We start from the raw sequence: 16,330 nt of genomic DNA on the forward strand, positions 1-16,330 counted from the left end.
GGGGCCATGTCACTGTTCCGCGGGCACCAGTACACCCGCGCGCAGCAGTCTCCCGACGAGTTCGACGCCGAGATCGCCGGCGGTGCGGGCCTCACCGTCGAGCATGCGGGCCACCGACGGCAGATCGGTTTCCGGGAAGTCCAGCCAGCCCACGCGCGTGGCCAGGCGCCGGCCCTCGAGCCGCGCCTCCAGCTCCCCGCGAAGCCGCACCCGCAAGTGGGGTCCGAGGCCGTCGACGGCCTTGAGCTGGGCGAGCGGTCCCAGTGCCGCGGGCCGCCCCTGGCCTCGACGGGCGCGGTGGAACAGCGGAGCGGGATCGGCCTTGGCGATGGCGGCGACGAGGCTTTCGCGGACGCTGTCGATCTCGCCGTCCGGCCCGCTCACGCCCAGCGGCAGGGTGCCCCGCATGTGGGGGTCGTCGCGCAGCACCGCCAGTGCGGCCTGGGCGAGCTGTTCGGCCAGGGCGTGACGCGTCCAGGTGTGGATTCCCAGCGTCAGGTGGATCGAGACCTCGCCCTGCGCCTGGGCGGCGTGCAGCCAGCCGCGCGGCAGATAGAGGACGTCTCCGGGCTCCAGGACGGTGTCGATGGCCGCATCGCCCTTCGCCGCCTCGGCGACGGCCCGGCGGCGATCGGTCCACGGCTGATCGCGCAGTGGATCGGGATGGACCGGCTCGCGGATCAGCCAGCGCTTGGTGCCCTCGATCTGAAGGACGAACACATCGTGTACGTCGTAGTGGTCGTCGAACCCGCGGTTCTGCGGCGGAGTGACGTAGGCGTTGGCCTGCACCGGATGGCCCAGCTCCGAGCCCAGCCGTGCGCTGAAGTCCGCGACCGGCCCCCATGTGCGCTGCAGAGCCTGCAGGACCAGGGTGGCGCCGTCGGCGAACATGCGCCACAGAGCGGTGTCGTCCAACTGGTCGCCGATGGTGGCGCCGACACCGGCGGGTGAGGTGAAGGACGAGTCAGGCAGCGTGGTGCCGTCCTTGGCGACGCGGAGAAAGGGCGTACGCAGCCCGCGACGCGAGGTCAGTTCGTCCACGGCCTCGGCGGAGAACACATCGGAGAAGTCGCTCGCACGGCGTGTGAGCAGCGCTGTGCGCGCCCAGACGTCGCGGGCGAACTCGTCCTGACTCAGGCCGGTCAGCCGTGTCTCCAGGAGCGTCTTCAGGACGCCGACGCCCGGTGGGGCGTCGGCGTCCTGAAGCTCGGTCGCGGGGATGCTCAAGAGCCGCCGGCTCCGCCGTCGGCACCTCCGTCATGCACGCCCGGCGTACCCGCGGCGCCGCCGTCCGCGGGACCCTCGGCCCCACCGTCGGCGCCACCGTCGTGAACGCCCGGCGTACCGGCCGCACCGCCGTCCGCAGGGCCCTCGGCCCCGCCGTCGGCACCTCCGTCATGGACACCCGGCGTACCCGCGGCGCCGCCGTCCGCGGGACCCTCGGCCCCACCGTCGGCGCCACCGTCGTGAACGCCCGGTGTGCCCGCCGCACCGCCGTCGGCGGGACCCTCGTTCTGGTTCGGATCCTGCTCGGGGTTGGTCATCGTTCCTCCTGAGAATCGAACGGCTGGGATCGGGCACACCCTCGAGAGCCCTCTCTGCTTTCCTCAAGCAGAGCCCTCTCTGCTTTCACCAAGCTCGCTCACGCAATTCCGGTCGGCAACCTGAAGGAATGACGGGAAGGCCGGTTGGCGGGCCTGACGTAGCCGACGATGTCCGGAGAACTGCCTCGAACTGTCTCGCCGATATCGGACCCGTCCCGCCGATGGCGGACCCTCTTCACCGGCTCCGGGTAATGATGGCCACGTGGCGACGGACAAGAAGCAGTACACCGAAGACGGCCATTTCATCATCATCAAGGGACGACGGTGGCGGGCCACCGACCCGAATCTGCCGGACGACGTCGAAACGCGCCTGACGCACCACCTCATGGCGGCCCGCCGGGCTGTCTCCGCCGCTGGCGACGACGAGGACGCACGGAAGTCGGCCAGAGCCCGCGTGCAGCTCGCCAAGGTGGGGCTGGGGGAACGCGGCACCGCCTGGTGGGAGCAGACCCCGGCCCAGCGAAGCGAGCGCTGGGAGGACTGCCTGCGCCGACTGGAGGCGGACGGACATCCCTGACGCCTGACACGCGGACTCACCGACTCCGGCATAGACACCTGCACCTGCGCCGAGTCGTCGTCGGCCCCGCTCGTCCGCCCGTCAGCGGCGGTTTTCCACCTTCTGGTCGCCGCGGATCAGCGTGCGGACCCTGCCACCGGCGAGCATGTCGTGCGGGAAGCCGAGTGCGACCGCGCTGACCTCGTCGAGGCGCTCCAGCTGGGCGGCAGTGAAGTCGACTTCCAGAGCGCCCATGTTTTCCTCCAGCTGCGCGGGGGTGCGGGCGCCGATGATCGGCGCTGTCACGCCCGGGTTTCGCAGGGTCCAGGCAAGGCCCACCTGAGCGGGTGTGCGGCCAAGGTCCGTGGCGATCTCCTTCACGACGTCCACGATGGCGTGGTTCCGTTCGGTGAGCGCGCCTCCCGCGACGGTGAGGCTCTTGCGGGTGCCGTCGCCGGACGCGACGTCCGGCGCGGTCCGGTCGCCGCGCCCGTACTTGCCGGTGAGCACCCCGCCGGCCAGCGGTGACCAGGGGATCACTCCCAATCCCATCTCGCGTGCCATGGGGATCAGGTCGCGTTCCCCGGTGCGCTCGATCAGGTTGTACTCGATCTGCAACGCGACCAGCGGTGACCAGCCCCGCAGATCGGCGACCGTCTGCATCCGCGACACCTGCCAGGCCGGGGTGTTGGACATGGCCACGTAGACGGTCATGGTGATGAACCACCGCTACGACATCCTGGCCTGGAACGCCGAAATGGCACGGCTGCTGCTGGATTTCGACACCCTGCCGCCGGAGCGGCGCAATGCGATGTGGCTGTGCCTGTTGCGTCCGGAGATGCGGGAGTTCTACGTCGACCGCGAACGCGTCGTACGGGAGGCGATCGCCCACCTGCGTACTGCGTGGGCCGCACATCCGGAGGATCAGGTGCTGGCCGACCTCATCGCCGAGTGCATCGCTCGCGACGAGGAATTCGCGCGGTGGTGGGCCCGGCGAGACGTCAGGGTCAACGGGCGCGGACGCAAGGTGATGCGGCATCCCGTCGTCGGCGAGCTCGCGGTGCATTTCGAGACGCTGCTGCCACTCCAGGACCCGGACCAGCAGTTGGTGATCTATCGCGCCGCGGACGAGGAGAGCCGGTTGGCGCTGGACGGATTGTCGACTGCGGGGGCGGGGAGAGCTGAGGCCTGGGTTGAGACCTGGCCTCAGCTCGATCCCCTCAAGCAGCCTCCCCTTCAAGCAGCCTCCCCTTCAGGCAACCTCCCCTTCAGGCAGCCGCCCCCTCGAACAGTCCCATGTCACCCGGAGGGCTCGTCCGGCACCGGCTTCTCCGCGTGGCTTTCCAGGGCCCGGGATTCGCCGCGCCTGGCGGTGCCTCCCTCGTTCGTGTCGGGGACCTCGGCGGCCTTGTCGCTCTCTCCGCCTTCGGCCTCCTCGGCGGCCTTGCCCACGTCCAGGTCCCAGGCGTCCGGCTCGTCCGTCGCCTGCTGGTCGGGGGGATCCCGGGGTATGGGCGTGCTGCCGTCCTCGCCGGGGGAAGCCGGAATCCGATCGCTCACTGTGTCTCCTCCTTGGCCCTTCGGGTCCTGGCCGGAGCAAGTACCCGCAGACCGCGCGACGACACAACCTCGATTGGAGCACCCGCAACCGGGTAACCGGGAGTCACTTGGACGCCTCCGCAGTGACACATGGTGGGAGAACCATGAGCGAGCGCACAGAGGGTCAGGCGACAAAGCACGAGAAGCCGCAGACGGACTCACCCGCACTGCACACTTCGCGTACCGCCCGCGCCCTGGCGCGCCACCGCGGCCATGCCCTGCGGTGGCTGGTCCTCGGCGTCGTCGTGACCGCCGTGTGTGTTGTCGCGGCCTGGCTGGGCGCGACCCGCGGCATCGAGTGGATCGAAGGCGTGGGCAGTCGTCTGGCCGCCGGCGGTGTCGTGTGCATCGGGCTGGGTGCGAGTGGCCTGTACGCCAACTCCCGGATGCGGCGCTTCCTCAAGGCAGGCCCGTGGCTTACCCGACGCGCCCATCAGTTCCCGCCCAGCCGCTGGAAGGGCGCCGGGGTCGTCCTGCGTGACCCGTCGGGTGAGCTGTGCCCGCTGCTCGTCCTCGCGACCCGGCAGCGGGCCCGGCAGGCCGTCGCGGAGCAGGACGGCTCGGTGTGGTGGTGCCCTGGCCCTGGGGGCCGCGGCGTCCTCGTCCATCCGGATGGGGATGAACTGCTGTACGTCCGGCCACCGTTCACCTCCTGGGGCCGCCGGACCCGGGTCGAGGACGCGAAGAAGGCAGGACTCGGCGCGTAGCCTCAACTGCGCGTGCCTGAGGGCGACTTGCCGGGGTACGGGAGGGTGCATGCAGCGAAATCTCTTCGATCCCGAGAATCTCATCCAACCCGCGTCGGCCCCCGGGCTCACGCAGGACAACGCCATGGCGGTGCGTTACGCCGTCAAGGGCGAGGCACGGGCCCGGCAGGGGACGATGGTCGCCTGGCGGGGCTCGCTGGAGTTCGAGCGGCAGGGCCAGGGCGTGGGCAACTTCCTCAAGCGCGCGGTGACCGGCGAGGGCCTGGCCCTGATGACGGTCAGCGGTGAGGGCGAGGCGTGGTTCGCTTCCGACGCGGCACACTGTTTCCTGGTCGACGTGGACGAGAACCGCGGCCTCACGGTCAACGGCAAGAACGTCCTGTGCTTCGACGCCTCGCTGAACTACGACATCACCACGGTCAAGGGTGCGGGGATGGCAGGCGGTGGCCTGTTCAACTGCACATTCACCGGTACCGGCCGACTGGCGCTGACCAGTGCGGGCATCCCGCTGGTACTGCCGGTCACGCCGGACGCGCCCGTCTACGTGGACACCGACGCCGTCGTCGCCTGGAGCCCCACGCTGCGCCCGTCGCTGCACCGGTCCCAGAGCGTCGGCTCGATGGTGAAGGGCGGTTCGGGCGAGGCCGTGCAGTTGAAGCTGGAGGGGGAAGGCATCGCGGTGGTCAACCCGGGCGAGCCCAAGCCGGCCCCGCCATCCTGACGCCCTGAACGCGTCCGCCGCACGCCGCCTCCACCGGCCGGGGGCAATCAGGCAGGCAGTAGAGCGGGCAGGCAAGTGCGAACGAGCCGAGGGGGGCGCCTCAAGGGCGCCCCCCTCGCCACGCCGTCAGGCGACCTGGCCGCGCCAGCACCTGCCCCGGCCAGGTCGCCCGGTCTGATTCGTATGCCATGTGTGGTGTCGTTCACGTCGGAAGCCTATTCAGCGGCTCGCTTGTGCCCGGAGCCGGGACGGTGGCCGGATCTTCGTGGTTTCTGCCAATACGGAGGTTCGGTGGGAGCCGTAGAGACTGCCGGACAAGAGCCGCGACTTGCCCCGGCGACGGGGGTCCGCGTCCAAGGGCATACCTACGGAGGACGGCACCATGAGCGCGCAGCAGCAGTACGACGAGATCGGTGAGGCGTACGAGGGGTTCAAGGCGCTGCCGCTCGAGCAGTACGCCGTGGTGCCCAGCTTCCTGGCGATGGTCGGCGAGGTGCGGGGCAAGGCGGTGCTCGACCTGGCCTCCGGCACCGGCTTCTACAGCAGGGAATTCAAGCGGCGCGGCGCAACCGACGTCCTCGGCATCGACATCTCCGGTGAAATGGTCTCCGTGGCCCGGCAGTTGGAGGAGCGCGATCCGCTGGGGGTGCGCTACGAGGTCGGTGACGTGGCCGCACTGCGGCCGCCCGGCCGCCGCTTCGATGTCGCACTGGCCGTCCAGTTGCTCAACTACGCCTCGGACATCGCCACGACGGAACGCATGTGCCGCAACATCCACCGGAGCATGAAGCCGGGCGGCGAACTGTTCCTGCTGAACCAGTCGCCCGACTTCCTCTTCGAAGGGCCGGGCCCGGACAAGTACGGCTTCCGCACCGAACTCACCGGCGAGGAAGTGGAGACGGGGCGACAGGTTCGGACCACGGCGCTGCTCGACCCGGAACCGGTCTCGTTCGTCGCCAACCTGCCGCGCCGCGAGGTCTACGAGAAGTGCCTCCAGGCAGCCGGCTTCAGTGACCTGGCCTGGGTGTCGCTGACCGTCACGGAAGCCGGTGTACGTGAGTTCGGCGCGGACTACTGGGCGGGCTTCCACGCCAACCCTCCGCTGGAGATGCTGCGCTGCCGCGCCTGAGCGGCCGCGAGGCGAACACTTCCCGGGGCACAAAAGAGGGTGGGCCCGACCGTCCCAGGTCGGGCCCACCCTCAGGCACCTACGCCACCGCCCGTGGCGTCGTGCCGCTCTGTGCCGTAATCAGGTCTGTGCTGGTATCAGGATCGCGTCACCATCGGTACCAGCGGCCCTTGCGGCCGCCACGTGCGGCGGGCTTGAGCACGAAGCCGAGCAGCCACACCACCAGCACGATGACCGCGATCCACCACAGCGCCTTCAGCGCGAAACCCGCACCGAAGAGAAGCAGAGCAAGAAGAAGCACCAGAATCAAGGGAACCATTGTTATCAACCTCCAGCCACTCTGGTGCTCCCGGATTTCCTCCACAAACACATAAAAGTCGCGTTTTCCACACAAAATGAAGGGCACGCGCCCGCAGTACGGAGTACCCCCTTCCGCCCCGGTCATGCGCACGGCCGCGACACCGGACGACCGCGTGATCCGATCGCGCCGATGATGTTTACCGGGCGGCTGAGCGGCCAGGCGAACTGACAGCACATGATGTCGATGCCAAGGAGCGTGAGCGGAGCATGGCCACCAACGAGAAGGCCAAGGCAAAGTTCGAACAGGCAACCGGTGCCGCCGCGGCAGCCGCCGGACGCGCCACGGGCAACGAAAGCCTCGCCGCCAAGGGCCGCGCCCAGCAGATGAAGGGCGACGCGCGCCAGGCCAAGGAGAAGACCAAGGACATGGGCAAGCACTGACGCGCCCACGCCAAGAATCGCCGTTGGGGCGGCCCACTCCTGTGGGGCCGCCCCAACGGCGTGCGGTATCAGGCAATGCTGTGTCAGGTCAGCCGCCACAGGTGGTCCGCCGTGCCGTTGTCCTCGAACTGCACGACCTGAGCACTGTTGGCCGTCGACATCCCGTCCACCCCGAGGACCTTGCCGCTGTGCCGGTTGCGGAGCAGGAACCAGCCGTCTCCCTGGTCCACCTTCTCCCAGCGCACATGCGCGTCACCGCCGTCGGTCAACTGCACGGCTCTGGCCGAGTTGGCCGTTGAGGCACCCTCGATGCCGAGCACCTTGCCGCTGTGCCCGTTGCGCAGCGTGTACCGGCCCTCGCCCCGGTCGATGAGCTGCCACGCGTGGTCGCCGGTGCCGGAGTTGTCGAACTGGACCACGCGCCCGCCGTCGTCCAGGGACATGTTGTCGACCGCCAAGACCTTGCCGCTGTGCCGGTTCTCGATCCGGCGGTAGGGCGGCTCAGGCGTCCAGGGGCGCCCGTCGGGAGCGGCCGTGGGGAATGAGGTGACGCGCAGCCGTGCCGCGCCCATCGGGATGAGCGTCACGTCCTCCGGCGCGCCCGTGGCACGGGCCGGGCTTCGCTGGAGGGGCGCCACCACGTGCTCGTCGTCCGCCACCCACTCCTCCAGACGCCGGGCGCGGGCACGGATGCGTACCGGCACGCCCTCGTGCGTGAACGGGTCGCCCTTCAGCGGCCCGGGGTCGGCGGTGAAGGAGAGGCCGTCCGCCGGATCGGGGGCAAGCGCGTAGTTCCAGGGGGTGGTCGCGTGCACCGCCTGGTGCGGGAAGTCGTCCGTGCCCGCGTACCGCTCGTACGACTCGCCGATGCGCAGGGAGTAGGTCAGGGGGCCGCGGTCGACGCTGACCGCGCCGTTTCTCCAGGTGCGCACCGAGGTGCGCTGCGGCAGCCGCAGGGTGACGCGGTCACCGTCGCGCCAGGTGCGCTCCACCTCGGCGAAGGCGGGCCCGTCCGCCGGTGCGCGCAGCCGACGGCCGTTGACGGCGAGTCGCGGGCCTTCGCACCAGCCCGGTATGCGCAGCCGCAGCGGGAAGCGCACCGGCTTGTCCAGGCTCAGGGTGAGGGTGATGGTCTCCTTGAATGGGTAGTCGGTGTCCTCGGTGATCGTGACGGAGGTGCCGTCGCCGACTTTCGCCGTGACGCTGCATGGTGCGTACATCGCCGCCGCCAGACCGCGGTCCGGAGTGGCGAGCCACAGCTCCTCGGTGAAGTAGGGCCAGCCCATGCCGTAGTTGTGCGGGCAGCAGCGGTACTGATCGACGCCTGGCTGGAAGGCCTGCATCGCGAACCCGTTCTGGAACTGCCCCTGTGTCTTGCGGGAGTTGTCCAGGTCGACGCTGTTGGCGCTGGTGACGTAGTGGACGCCCGATCCGGCGGGGTCGGTGGCCGCGGGCAGCATGTTGAAGGCCAGCTCCTCGCACAGGTCGGCCCACACCGGATCGCCGGTGATGCGGGTGAGGAGTTCGTGACTGGCCATGAACTCGACGGTTCCGCAGGTCTCGAAGCCCTGACGGGGGTCGCCGAAGCCAGGACGCGCGTTCTCGTCGCCCGCGAAGCCGCCGCCGGGGAACTGCCCGTACGTTCCGATCGCGGTCGCGTAGTTGCGGTAGGCCGCCCGGGTGTGGGCCTGTCTGCCGGAGCGCAGCGCGTACTGGGCGGGTTCGCGGAAGCCCTGGGCCACGTTGACGTTGTGCCAGTCGGCGATGCCGCCCGCCCAGTCCACGCCGTGGGTGTGCATCTTGTCGGCGAGGTCGAGCAGGAAGTTCTCCCGGGTGCGGTTGTAGAGCCAGAAGGCGACGTCCAGGCCGTCGCCCCACCGTTTGGAGACCCAGCTGGAGTCGAAGGCGCCGGGTCCCTGTGCGTTCATGAAGCGCATGAAGCGCAGCAGGAACGGCTCGATCCGCTCGTCCCCGGTGAACTCCTCGTGCGAGCGCAGCGCCTGCAGGAGCGGCAGGTAGGGCCAGAAGTCCGGGCCGCCGTTCAGCTGGGTGCGCAGCCTTCTCGGGCCGAAGAAGCCGTCCGCTTCCTGGGTGGCGATGATGGCGTCGATCCACCGGCGGCTCTGCGCCAGGGCCGCGGGGTCCTGGGTGAGGGCGGCGAGATCGACGTGACCGCGCAGCCAGTACGTCACTTCCTCCCATCCCGCCTTGTCCGGGTGCACCCAGCCGGAGTCGTCGAACGCGAGGAAGTGGGAGACCTCCGCGTACCGCCCGAAAAGCCCGCCGAGCAGGAGGTCGAGCTGTCCGCGCAGCCAGCCGCGCGCGGTGACACTGCCCACCGGCAGCCTCTGGAACGCGGTGGGGGCCAGCGGTGCCACGTTCGGACCGTACAGGCCGCCGCGCGCCGGGGCCGCCGCGTGTGCGGTGGGGCCAGTGACGGCGGTCATCCCGCCGGCCGCGCCAAGAGTGAGCGCGCCGGAGCTGAGGAGGAAGTGGCGTCGGCCGAGCTGCGTCATGATTACCGTCCCGTCGTCGTCCGTGTCCGCTGGTGGCTGCTGCCGCCCAAAACGCTTTACAACGTTGGAAAACTGAGAGTGCGAAATCTCTATAACGTTGGAAACAGGGGCAGTTGGCATCTCAGCACCGTGCGGCGGCATTGTCCAGAGGGGAGGATGAGGTCAGCCCGCGCTCCCCCGCTCACCAGTCGTGCACGGTTCCGTCCCGCAGCCGGTTGACCGGCAGGTAGGCCGCTTCGTAGGGATGCGCGGCCGCCAGCTCCTCGTCCAGGTCCACACCGATGCCGGGAGCCTCCCCCGGGTGGAGATGGCCGTCCGTGAACGTGTAGGCGTGCCTGAAGACCTCATCGGTGAGACGGGTGTGGCCGGAGTACTCCTGGATCCCGAAGTTGTGCACGGCGAGGTCCAGGTGCAGGGCTGCCGCCATCCCCACCGGGGAGATGTCCTCGGGGCCGTGCACCGCGGTCTTGATCTGGTACTGCGCCGCGAAGTCGAAGAGTTTGCGCAGGGGCGTGACACCGCCGAAGTGGGTGACCGCGGAACGCACGTAGTCGATCAACTGCTCGGTGATCAGGGCCTGGTAGTCATAGACGGTGTTGAAGACCTCGCCGATGGCCAACGGTGTCGAGGTGCGCCGCCGCACGAGACGCAGCGCCTCCTGGTTCTCGGCCGGAGTGCAGTCCTCGAGCCAGAACGGCCGATAGGGCTCCAGGTCCTTGCCGAGCCGGGCCGCCTGAACGGGGGTGAGCCGGTGGTGCGCGTCGTGCAGCAGCGGGAGCTCGGCGCCGAACTCCGCCCGTACCGCCTCGAAGACGGTGGGCGTGTGACGCAGGTAGGCGTCGGTGTCCCAGTCCTCCACGAGGGGGCGGGCCTGCTGGTGCGGGACGGGTTCGCCGCCCTCGCCGGTGCTGTGCACGCCGTACACGCCCTTCAGGCCGGGGATGCCCGACTGGATGCGCACCGCGGGGTAGCCCTCGGCGAGCCTGGCCCTTACGGAGTCCAGGAGTTCGGGGATGTCGCGGCCGTTCGCGTGCCCGTAGGTACGGATGTGCTCGCGGCTGGCGCCGCCCAGAAGCTGGTAGAGCGGCAACCCCGCGACCTTGGCCTTGATGTCCCACAGGGCGACGTCGACGGCGGCGATCGCGGCCATGGTGACGGGCCCTCGCCGCCAGTAGGCCCCACGGTAGAGGTACTGCCAGGTGTCCTCGATACGGTGCGCGTCACGTCCGGTCAGAAGGGGCAGGACGTGGTCGGAGAGGTAGCTGACGACGGCGAGTTCACGGCCGTTGAGGGTGGCGTCACCGAGGCCGGTGATGCCCTCGTCGGTGGTGAGCTTCAGGGTGACGAAGTTGCGGTCCGGGCTGGTGACGATGACCTTCGCGTCAACGATCTTCATGTGCGGGCTCTTTCCGGCGGGGTGGGAGTGAGTTGTTCGTCCCTTGTGGGCCTGACGAGGTGGATAGCATCGCGTCTTGGGGCGCTCAAGGTCGATCGAACCGTTCTTGAGCCACTCGCGCACGAACAGGTCAGCACTCGTGGCCCGGGGTGACCACCCGGGACGGCAGCCCGCGCACCGCTGTTGCGGTGCCCGCACACAGCGGACCCGTGGGCCCTGATGACGAAGGCGGATGCGATATGCGCAGGGCAAACGCACTGAGGAACAAACTCGCCGTGCTGCTCGTGACGGCGGCCGCCACCGGGCTGCCGGTCTCCACGGCACACGCAGCCGACGGCTACGACCGGCGTCCGGCGGGTTCCTACTGCATGTTCTCGGGCCTCGACGGAACCGGCGACATGATCACTCTCAAGGGCAGCGCCCCCGACCTCGCGGCGCTGGGCATGGACGACCGGGCCAAGTCGGACTGGAACCGCACGTCCTCGACCATCTACCTCTGGTCGGACGCGCACTACTCCGGCTGTACGGTCGTGACCTCCGCCGGCCCGACCGGGAAGGGGAACTTCTTCCCCGCCTACCGCGACTTGCTGAGTTCGGTGCAATTCGACGGGCCGGGTGGCCCGAGCTGCGGCACGCCGCCCGGCGAGGGCGGCTGAGCCCGCCCGGTCACCTGGCAGACCTCACCAGAGGCCGACGCTTGCCCCAGACCGCCGGCCCCGCGCCGGCGGTCTTGCACGGCGCGACCACGACGGTCACCCTCAAGGCCGCGGACTGTCCCGCTGCCACGACTCCGGCTTCCAGAGCCCTGCGCGCCGCAGCGACTGAGAGCAGTGCAGGTATATCTCGTCTATGCCGACGACGATCGCCAGGCGGGGTCGCTGTCCCTTGACGGTCATCGAGTCGAAGAACGGGGCGTCCGTCAGGATCCGGGCGCGGCCGTTGATGCGCAGGATGTCGCCGCTGCCCGGCACCAGGTGCAGCAGACCCACGTGCGGGTTCCGCAGGATGTTGCGGAAGCTGTCGCCGCGACGGTTGCCGGGCCGGTCGGGCAGGACGACGGTGCGCGCGTCGAGCGCCTGGACAAACCCCGGCGCGTCGCCACGCGGGGACGTGTCGCAGTTCCCTTCCGCGTCCGCCGTGGAGAGAAGACAGAACGGGGAACGGGCCAGTATCCCCAGGTCACCCTCGGTCAGTTCGTCGTGGACCTTGTCGATGACAATCGGGTGCGGCTCACCGAGCAGCTCGGTCAGTTCGTCCTCCGAGCCAAGCTCTTGCCAGGTGTACGGCGCCGTGGCGCTACCGCTCAGGGGCGGAACGGTTGCGGGTGTCGCGGCGTCGGGCACGGGGTTCCTCAAGGGTCGACGGGCAGGCGACCGGCCGATGATCCAACCAGTAAGGCGCACCTTACTGGAATGCAAATCCGCAGCTGAAAGTGGCCCGGTGCATGCCCTGCGGCCCGACACGCAGACGCCGGCCATGAACGGCGCGCCCACCGCGCTCACCCCAGGACCGACACCTGATCGCGTCGAGGCAGGCATGAATCCGCTCGGCCCTGCCTACTTTCTACCCATGGAGAATGTGTCGCGTGACCCCATCGCGCCCGACAGCGCGAATCCACTGCGCCGACTCTCACTGGAGCAGCTGCGGCGGCGTACGAGCATGAAGTGGCGGACCTACCCGGACGACGTGCTGCCGCTGTGGGTGGCCGAGATGGACGTCCCGTTGGCGGAGCCGGTCGCCGAGGCGATCACCGATGCCGTGCGGCTCGGCGACACCGGCTATCCCGCCGGGACGGCCTACGCCGAGGCGCTGGCCCAGTTCGCCCTCAAGCGCTGGGCCTGGGACGGGCCCGCGGTCGAGCGTACGGCGATCGTGCCCGACGTGATGCTGGGAGTCGTCGAGATGCTCAAGCTGGTCTCCGCGCCCGGCGACCCCGTCATCGTCAACTCCCCCGTCTATCCGCCCTTCTACCAGTTCGTCGGCAACCTCGACCGGCCCGTGGTCGAGGCGCCGCTCGGCCCGGACCTGCGGGTCGACCTCGCCGTGCTGGAGGACGTCTTCCGGCGTGCGGTACGACGTGCCGCCCGGCCGGTGTATCTGCTGTGCAGTCCGCACAACCCGACCGGGACCGTGCACACCGCCGCCGAGTTGACGCGGATCGCGCACCTGGCGCGCGAACACGGCGTACGCGTCGTGGCGGACGAGATCCACGCTCCGGTCGTGGCGGCAGGGGCGTCGTTCGTGCCCCTCCTGAGCGTGCCCGGAGCGGAGAACGGGCTGTCGTTGATGTCGGCGTCGAAGGCCTGGAACCTGGCCGGGATCAAGGCGGCCCTCGCCATCGCGGGCCCCGAGGCCGCCGACGACCTCGCCCGCATGCCCGAAGAGGTCAGCCACGGACCCAGTCACCTGGGCATCATCGCCCACACGGCAGCCCTGCGCGACGGAGGTGACTGGCTCGACGCCCTGCTCTCGGGCCTCGACGACAACCGCCGGCTGCTGGCCGCTCTGCTGGCAGAGCATCTGCCCTCCATCGGTTACACACCCGCGCAAGGCACCTTCTTGGCCTGGCTCGACTGCCGGGAGTTGGATCTGGGCGATGACCCGGCCGAGGTTTTCCTGCGGCGCGGCCGCGTCGCCCTGAATTCCGGCAACACCTTTGGAACGGGCGGGCAGGGCTTCGTGCGTCTCAACCTGGCCGCCTCACCTGAGGTCCTCACCGAGGCGGTCCGACGGATGGGTTCTGCGGTCGCCTGAGGGCAAGCACCGAGCCGATGGAATTACCAACACCCGCATGAGACATAGGTGCATACCTTTCGCCTCACCACCCACCATTATTTCGAACGCGGTATCGACTTGATGTGTGGGCGAGGGTCAGTTTTCCCTTTCGGGTGTTCGTCGGCAGACTCAAGAACGTAGCCTTCATGGCCCAACACATGAGTTACTGCAGTTGCAAGTTGGGCAGCCAACATTCAGGGGTGCAGCACATGCGCCCCCCATCAGGAGTGCTCAGTCGTGAGCACGATCCGCCATCCGCACGACCGCGTGCGCTCACGAAGAGGTCACTGTCATGTCAGACGTTCAGCCAGAAACCGCCGGAGTTCAGGCCCAATACGCCACGCGCGTGGCCACGGACCTGGAGAGCAACCGCAAGGAACAAGAGCGCGTCGGGGCTGAGCTGGCAGCACTGCAACAGCAGCTGCAGACGCTGGAGGACGACCACGCGGTATTGCTGAGCATGCAGCAGGCGCTCGGCACCTCCGGAACGCCGGCACCTACCGCCAAGGCGGCGACGAGCCGCGCGTCAACGGGCAAGAAGGCGGTACCCGCCCCACGGGCAAGTGCGAACAATTCCGGTGCGGCCCGAACGAAGAAGCCCGCTGCCACCAAGGCCAAGGGCGCCGAAAAGGCCAAGGACAAGGCAGCCAAGAGTGCGCCCAAGGCCACCGCGAAGAAGTCTGCCGACACAACGGCGGGGCCGACGCTGGTCGAACTGATCGGCAACCACCTCGGCCGGCAGAAGGAGCCGCGCTCCGCCGCCGAAATCACCGGCGCGCTCTCCCAGGAACTCCCGGACCGCACCATCAAGACCACCGTGGTGCGCACCACGGTGGAGGGTCTGGTCGCCAAGGGCCGGGCTCAGCGCACCAAGCAGGGTTCCTCCGTCTTCTACACCGCGGTCGCCCCCGCGGACGCGGCAGCCGCGCCGCAGCCGGCGGGTGACGCCGGCTGAGTCAGCCTCGGCACGGACACGCGCACGGCACTGTTGGTGGGCAACTGCCCGTAGCTGCCACTGCGGTCGTCTGGTCCCTGGCCGCGCCTTCTCGCCGCAGCGAGTCACCGCACCGTTCAGCGGCGCTCCCGTGCCCTGCGTACGAGGTCGGCCGCCGCGTCCGGCCAGGCGGCGTGCTCGAAGACGAAGCCCTCTTCGAGCAGCCGGCCGGGGACCACGCGGCGGCTCTTGAGGAGCAGTTCCGTGTCCGTGCGCAGCACGAAGGCGCCGATCTCCGCCATCCACTTGGTGGCGGGAAGTCCCACCCGGACGCCTGCCGCGGCCCGTAGCGCGCGCATGAACGCGCGGTGCGGGAGTGGGCCGGGCGCGGCCAGGTTCACCGGGCCCGTGATGTCGTCGCGGGCGATCAGGAACTCCACCGCGCGCACGAAGTCCTCGTCGTGGATCCAGGAGAGGTACTGGGATCCGCCCGCGACCGGCCCACCCAGACCCAGCCGTGCCATCCGCAGCAGGACGTCGAAGACACCGCCCCGGTCGGGGCTCATCACCATGGCCGCGCGCAGAGCGACCTTGCGGGTGTGCGGGGTGTCGGCGTCCTGCTGTGCGCGCTCCCAGTTCCTGGCGATCCGGACGCTGTACTCCCAGTAGTCCGGGACCCCGGTCTCCGTACCGCCGATGACACCGGTCGCCTCGTCGTGCGGTGCGTCATAGCGGTGCGCGTAGATGGTGGCGGTGCTCATCTGGAGCCAGAGCGCAGGCGGCTTGGCCGACGCCGCGATGGCCTCGCCGACGGCTTCGGCGGACTGCACCCGCGAGTCCATCATGTCCCGCAGATTGGCCTCGGTGTAGCGACAGCTCACACTGCGCCCCGCCAGGTTGACCACGACATCACTGCCATCGATCTCCGCGGTCCAGGAACCCGGTGTCCGCCCATCCCAGCCCACGTGACGCTCACGCCCGGGACTCCTGGTCAGCACGACGACATCGTGCCCCGCGGCGGTCATCACCCGCTCCAGAACAGCTCCGACCTGCCCGGTCCCTCCAGCCAGCACGACCTTCATCGCGCTTCCCCCCCTCGCTCGGTGACCACTCTGCCCGCATGAGCCTAAACCGGGGCTTTGGCAGTGGGCCGGGCTCGGCGGTGACTTCACGCCGCGCGGCACAGGTGCCTCAGTGCTGGATCAGGCCGCCGACCGCGACAGGAGCGACGTGGCCGGTCGCGGGGCGGGTCAGCGCCAAGGTGAGGCCGATGTCGACCAGCGATGACCGGCGCAGGCCGGCGACATCGGGAATCAGGGTCCAGACCGACTCGGCGATCCCGCCGTTCGGCTCGGGCCGGAGTTGGCCCCCGGTGATGCGCGCCGCGTAGTAGATGCCCAGGTTCTGGTGTTCCGGCCCGCCGGGGAAACTGCGCTCGGCTGCTGGGATGATTCTTGAGTCCACGCCCAACAAGCTCTCCACCACCGCCTGACAACCGGTCTCCTCGGCGATCTCCCGGATGACCGCGTCGAACGGGTCCTCGCCCTGCTCGACCCGGCCGCCCGGAAGCGTCCAAGTCGACTCACCGCGGGGCGACACGTGCCGGGCGAGCAGCACCCGTCCGTCCTCGACACACACCGCGTACGCCGCCAGCCTGAAACTCATTCCTGCCTCCCCTGCGAAGCTACGAACCACCACGCGCCCCTTGCCTT

The 16,330-nt window shown here is 69.5% G+C and carries 18 protein-coding genes and 1 pseudogene; 10 read left to right on the top strand and 9 right to left on the bottom strand.

The genetic code is table 11. The features are described 5' to 3' along the window. Window positions 1-9: 9 nt before the first annotated feature. Window positions 10-1,170, bottom strand: coding sequence for a cupin domain-containing protein (locus tag ACWD02_RS39410; RefSeq protein ID WP_451220771.1), 1,161 nt, complete (start codon window positions 1,168-1,170; stop codon window positions 10-12). An 89-nt stretch (window positions 1,171-1,259) separates the two neighbouring features. On the opposite strand from ACWD02_RS39410, the gene ACWD02_RS39415 reads away from it, so the two are divergent. Beyond that, window positions 1,260-1,556 (top strand): hypothetical protein, encoded by a 297-nt coding sequence (locus ACWD02_RS39415; protein ID WP_451220649.1) that lies wholly within the window; start codon window positions 1,260-1,262, stop codon window positions 1,554-1,556. Between the two features lie 250 nt (window positions 1,557-1,806). Continuing rightward, entirely contained in the window at window positions 1,807-2,121 is a 315-nt protein-coding gene (locus ACWD02_RS39420; RefSeq protein WP_451220652.1) for a hypothetical protein, read from the top strand. Window positions 2,122-2,202: 81 nt separating this feature from the next. Here ACWD02_RS39420 and ACWD02_RS39425 read toward each other — a convergent pair whose 3' ends face one another. Continuing rightward, the gene (locus ACWD02_RS39425) at window positions 2,203-2,814 is read right to left on the bottom strand and encodes an aldo/keto reductase (protein ID WP_451220655.1); all 612 of its coding nucleotides are present in this window, start codon (window positions 2,812-2,814) and stop codon (window positions 2,203-2,205) included. 43 nt (window positions 2,815-2,857) lie between these two features. Between ACWD02_RS39425 and ACWD02_RS39430 the strand changes: the two are divergent. Beyond that, window positions 2,858-3,181 (top strand): annotated as a pseudogene (locus ACWD02_RS39430) (MmyB family transcriptional regulator); the annotation flags it as partial. A gap of 218 nt (window positions 3,182-3,399) precedes the next feature. Here the strand turns inward: ACWD02_RS39430 and ACWD02_RS39435 are convergent. Further along, window positions 3,400-3,660, bottom strand: coding sequence for a hypothetical protein (locus ACWD02_RS39435; RefSeq protein ID WP_451220657.1), 261 nt, complete (start codon window positions 3,658-3,660; stop codon window positions 3,400-3,402). Window positions 3,661-3,803: 143 nt separating this feature from the next. Here ACWD02_RS39435 and ACWD02_RS39440 point away from each other — a divergent pair, with 143 nt between their 5' ends. The 3 genes from ACWD02_RS39440 to ACWD02_RS39450 all read left to right on the top strand — a co-directional run bounded on the left by ACWD02_RS39440 (window position 3,804) and on the right by ACWD02_RS39450 (window position 6,256). Beyond that, window positions 3,804-4,406, top strand: a complete 603-nt coding sequence (locus ACWD02_RS39440) for a hypothetical protein (protein ID WP_451220660.1) — start codon at window positions 3,804-3,806, stop codon at window positions 4,404-4,406. Window positions 4,407-4,455: 49 nt separating this feature from the next. Continuing rightward, window positions 4,456-5,127 (top strand): AIM24 family protein, encoded by a 672-nt coding sequence (locus ACWD02_RS39445; protein WP_451220663.1) that lies wholly within the window; start codon window positions 4,456-4,458, stop codon window positions 5,125-5,127. A gap of 382 nt (window positions 5,128-5,509) precedes the next feature. Further along, window positions 5,510-6,256 (top strand): class I SAM-dependent methyltransferase, encoded by a 747-nt coding sequence (locus ACWD02_RS39450; RefSeq protein ID WP_451220666.1) that lies wholly within the window; start codon window positions 5,510-5,512, stop codon window positions 6,254-6,256. 148 nt (window positions 6,257-6,404) lie between these two features. Here the strand turns inward: ACWD02_RS39450 and ACWD02_RS39455 are convergent, their stop codons facing one another. Then, the gene (locus tag ACWD02_RS39455; RefSeq protein ID WP_451220668.1) at window positions 6,405-6,575 is read right to left on the bottom strand and encodes a hydrophobic protein; all 171 of its coding nucleotides are present in this window, start codon (window positions 6,573-6,575) and stop codon (window positions 6,405-6,407) included. 248 nt (window positions 6,576-6,823) lie between these two features. Here ACWD02_RS39455 and ACWD02_RS39460 point away from each other — a divergent pair, with 248 nt between their 5' ends. Next, window positions 6,824-6,997, top strand: coding sequence for a CsbD family protein (locus ACWD02_RS39460; RefSeq protein ID WP_363212974.1), 174 nt, complete (start codon window positions 6,824-6,826; stop codon window positions 6,995-6,997). An 83-nt stretch (window positions 6,998-7,080) separates the two neighbouring features. Here ACWD02_RS39460 and ACWD02_RS39465 read toward each other — a convergent pair whose 3' ends face one another. Further along, a complete protein-coding gene (locus tag ACWD02_RS39465; protein ID WP_451220669.1) occupies window positions 7,081-9,513 on the bottom strand; it encodes an RICIN domain-containing protein in 2,433 nt (810 codons plus the stop codon). Window positions 9,514-9,694: 181 nt separating this feature from the next. Beyond that, window positions 9,695-10,909 (bottom strand): D-mannonate dehydratase ManD, encoded by a 1,215-nt coding sequence (gene manD, locus ACWD02_RS39470; protein ID WP_451220671.1) that lies wholly within the window; start codon window positions 10,907-10,909, stop codon window positions 9,695-9,697. 239 nt (window positions 10,910-11,148) lie between these two features. Between manD and ACWD02_RS39475 the strand changes: the two genes are divergently transcribed. Continuing rightward, window positions 11,149-11,565 carry a peptidase inhibitor family I36 protein gene (locus ACWD02_RS39475; RefSeq protein ID WP_451220673.1) on the top strand — a complete coding sequence of 139 codons (417 nt, stop codon included), beginning with the start codon at window positions 11,149-11,151 and terminating at the stop codon, window positions 11,563-11,565. Window positions 11,566-11,667: 102 nt separating this feature from the next. Here the strand turns inward: ACWD02_RS39475 and ACWD02_RS39480 are convergent, their stop codons facing one another. Next, window positions 11,668-12,252: an MSMEG_1061 family FMN-dependent PPOX-type flavoprotein gene (locus tag ACWD02_RS39480; protein ID WP_451220675.1), complete on the bottom strand. Its 585-nt coding sequence runs from the start codon at window positions 12,250-12,252 to the stop codon at window positions 11,668-11,670. Between the two features lie 226 nt (window positions 12,253-12,478). Here ACWD02_RS39480 and ACWD02_RS39485 point away from each other — a divergent pair, with 226 nt between their 5' ends. Together ACWD02_RS39485 and ACWD02_RS39490 are read left to right on the top strand one after the other, a co-directional pair. Continuing rightward, window positions 12,479-13,663 (top strand): MalY/PatB family protein, encoded by a 1,185-nt coding sequence (locus ACWD02_RS39485; protein WP_451220678.1) that lies wholly within the window; start codon window positions 12,479-12,481, stop codon window positions 13,661-13,663. 313 nt (window positions 13,664-13,976) lie between these two features. Further along, on the top strand, window positions 13,977-14,639 hold the full coding sequence (locus ACWD02_RS39490) for a hypothetical protein (RefSeq protein WP_451220681.1): 663 nt from the start codon (window positions 13,977-13,979) through the stop codon (window positions 14,637-14,639). A 116-nt stretch (window positions 14,640-14,755) separates the two neighbouring features. Here the strand turns inward: ACWD02_RS39490 and ACWD02_RS39495 are convergent, their stop codons facing one another. Further along, window positions 14,756-15,700 carry a TIGR01777 family oxidoreductase gene (locus ACWD02_RS39495; RefSeq protein WP_451220684.1) on the bottom strand — a complete coding sequence of 315 codons (945 nt, stop codon included), beginning with the start codon at window positions 15,698-15,700 and terminating at the stop codon, window positions 14,756-14,758. A gap of 109 nt (window positions 15,701-15,809) precedes the next feature. Then, window positions 15,810-16,283 carry an NUDIX hydrolase gene (locus ACWD02_RS39500; protein WP_451220687.1) on the bottom strand — a complete coding sequence of 158 codons (474 nt, stop codon included), beginning with the start codon at window positions 16,281-16,283 and terminating at the stop codon, window positions 15,810-15,812. Between the last annotated feature and the right edge of the window lie 47 nt (window positions 16,284-16,330).

Source organism: Streptomyces sp. NPDC002853 (assembly GCF_053591915.1).

Excerpts from the sequence above, each read along its gene's own strand:
- ACWD02_RS39415 (WP_451220649.1), top strand. The coding sequence starts at position 1,260 with ATGCACGCCCGGCGTACCCGCGGCGCCGCCGTCCGCGGGACCCTCGGC.
- ACWD02_RS39425 (WP_451220655.1), bottom strand. The coding sequence starts at position 2,814 with ATGACCGTCTACGTGGCCATGTCCAACACCCCGGCCTGGCAGGTGTCG.
- ACWD02_RS39440 (WP_451220660.1), top strand. The coding sequence starts at position 3,804 with ATGAGCGAGCGCACAGAGGGTCAGGCGACAAAGCACGAGAAGCCGCAG.
- ACWD02_RS39445 (WP_451220663.1), top strand. The coding sequence starts at position 4,456 with ATGCAGCGAAATCTCTTCGATCCCGAGAATCTCATCCAACCCGCGTCG.
- ACWD02_RS39450 (WP_451220666.1), top strand. The coding sequence starts at position 5,510 with ATGAGCGCGCAGCAGCAGTACGACGAGATCGGTGAGGCGTACGAGGGG.
- ACWD02_RS39455 (WP_451220668.1), bottom strand. The coding sequence starts at position 6,575 with ATGGTTCCCTTGATTCTGGTGCTTCTTCTTGCTCTGCTTCTCTTCGGT.
- ACWD02_RS39460 (WP_363212974.1), top strand. The coding sequence starts at position 6,824 with ATGGCCACCAACGAGAAGGCCAAGGCAAAGTTCGAACAGGCAACCGGT.
- ACWD02_RS39465 (WP_451220669.1), bottom strand. The coding sequence starts at position 9,513 with ATGACGCAGCTCGGCCGACGCCACTTCCTCCTCAGCTCCGGCGCGCTC.
- manD (WP_451220671.1), bottom strand. The coding sequence starts at position 10,909 with ATGAAGATCGTTGACGCGAAGGTCATCGTCACCAGCCCGGACCGCAAC.
- ACWD02_RS39475 (WP_451220673.1), top strand. The coding sequence starts at position 11,149 with ATGCGCAGGGCAAACGCACTGAGGAACAAACTCGCCGTGCTGCTCGTG.
- ACWD02_RS39485 (WP_451220678.1), top strand. The coding sequence starts at position 12,479 with ATGGAGAATGTGTCGCGTGACCCCATCGCGCCCGACAGCGCGAATCCA.
- ACWD02_RS39490 (WP_451220681.1), top strand. The coding sequence starts at position 13,977 with ATGTCAGACGTTCAGCCAGAAACCGCCGGAGTTCAGGCCCAATACGCC.
- ACWD02_RS39495 (WP_451220684.1), bottom strand. The coding sequence starts at position 15,700 with ATGAAGGTCGTGCTGGCTGGAGGGACCGGGCAGGTCGGAGCTGTTCTG.
- ACWD02_RS39500 (WP_451220687.1), bottom strand. The coding sequence starts at position 16,283 with ATGAGTTTCAGGCTGGCGGCGTACGCGGTGTGTGTCGAGGACGGACGG.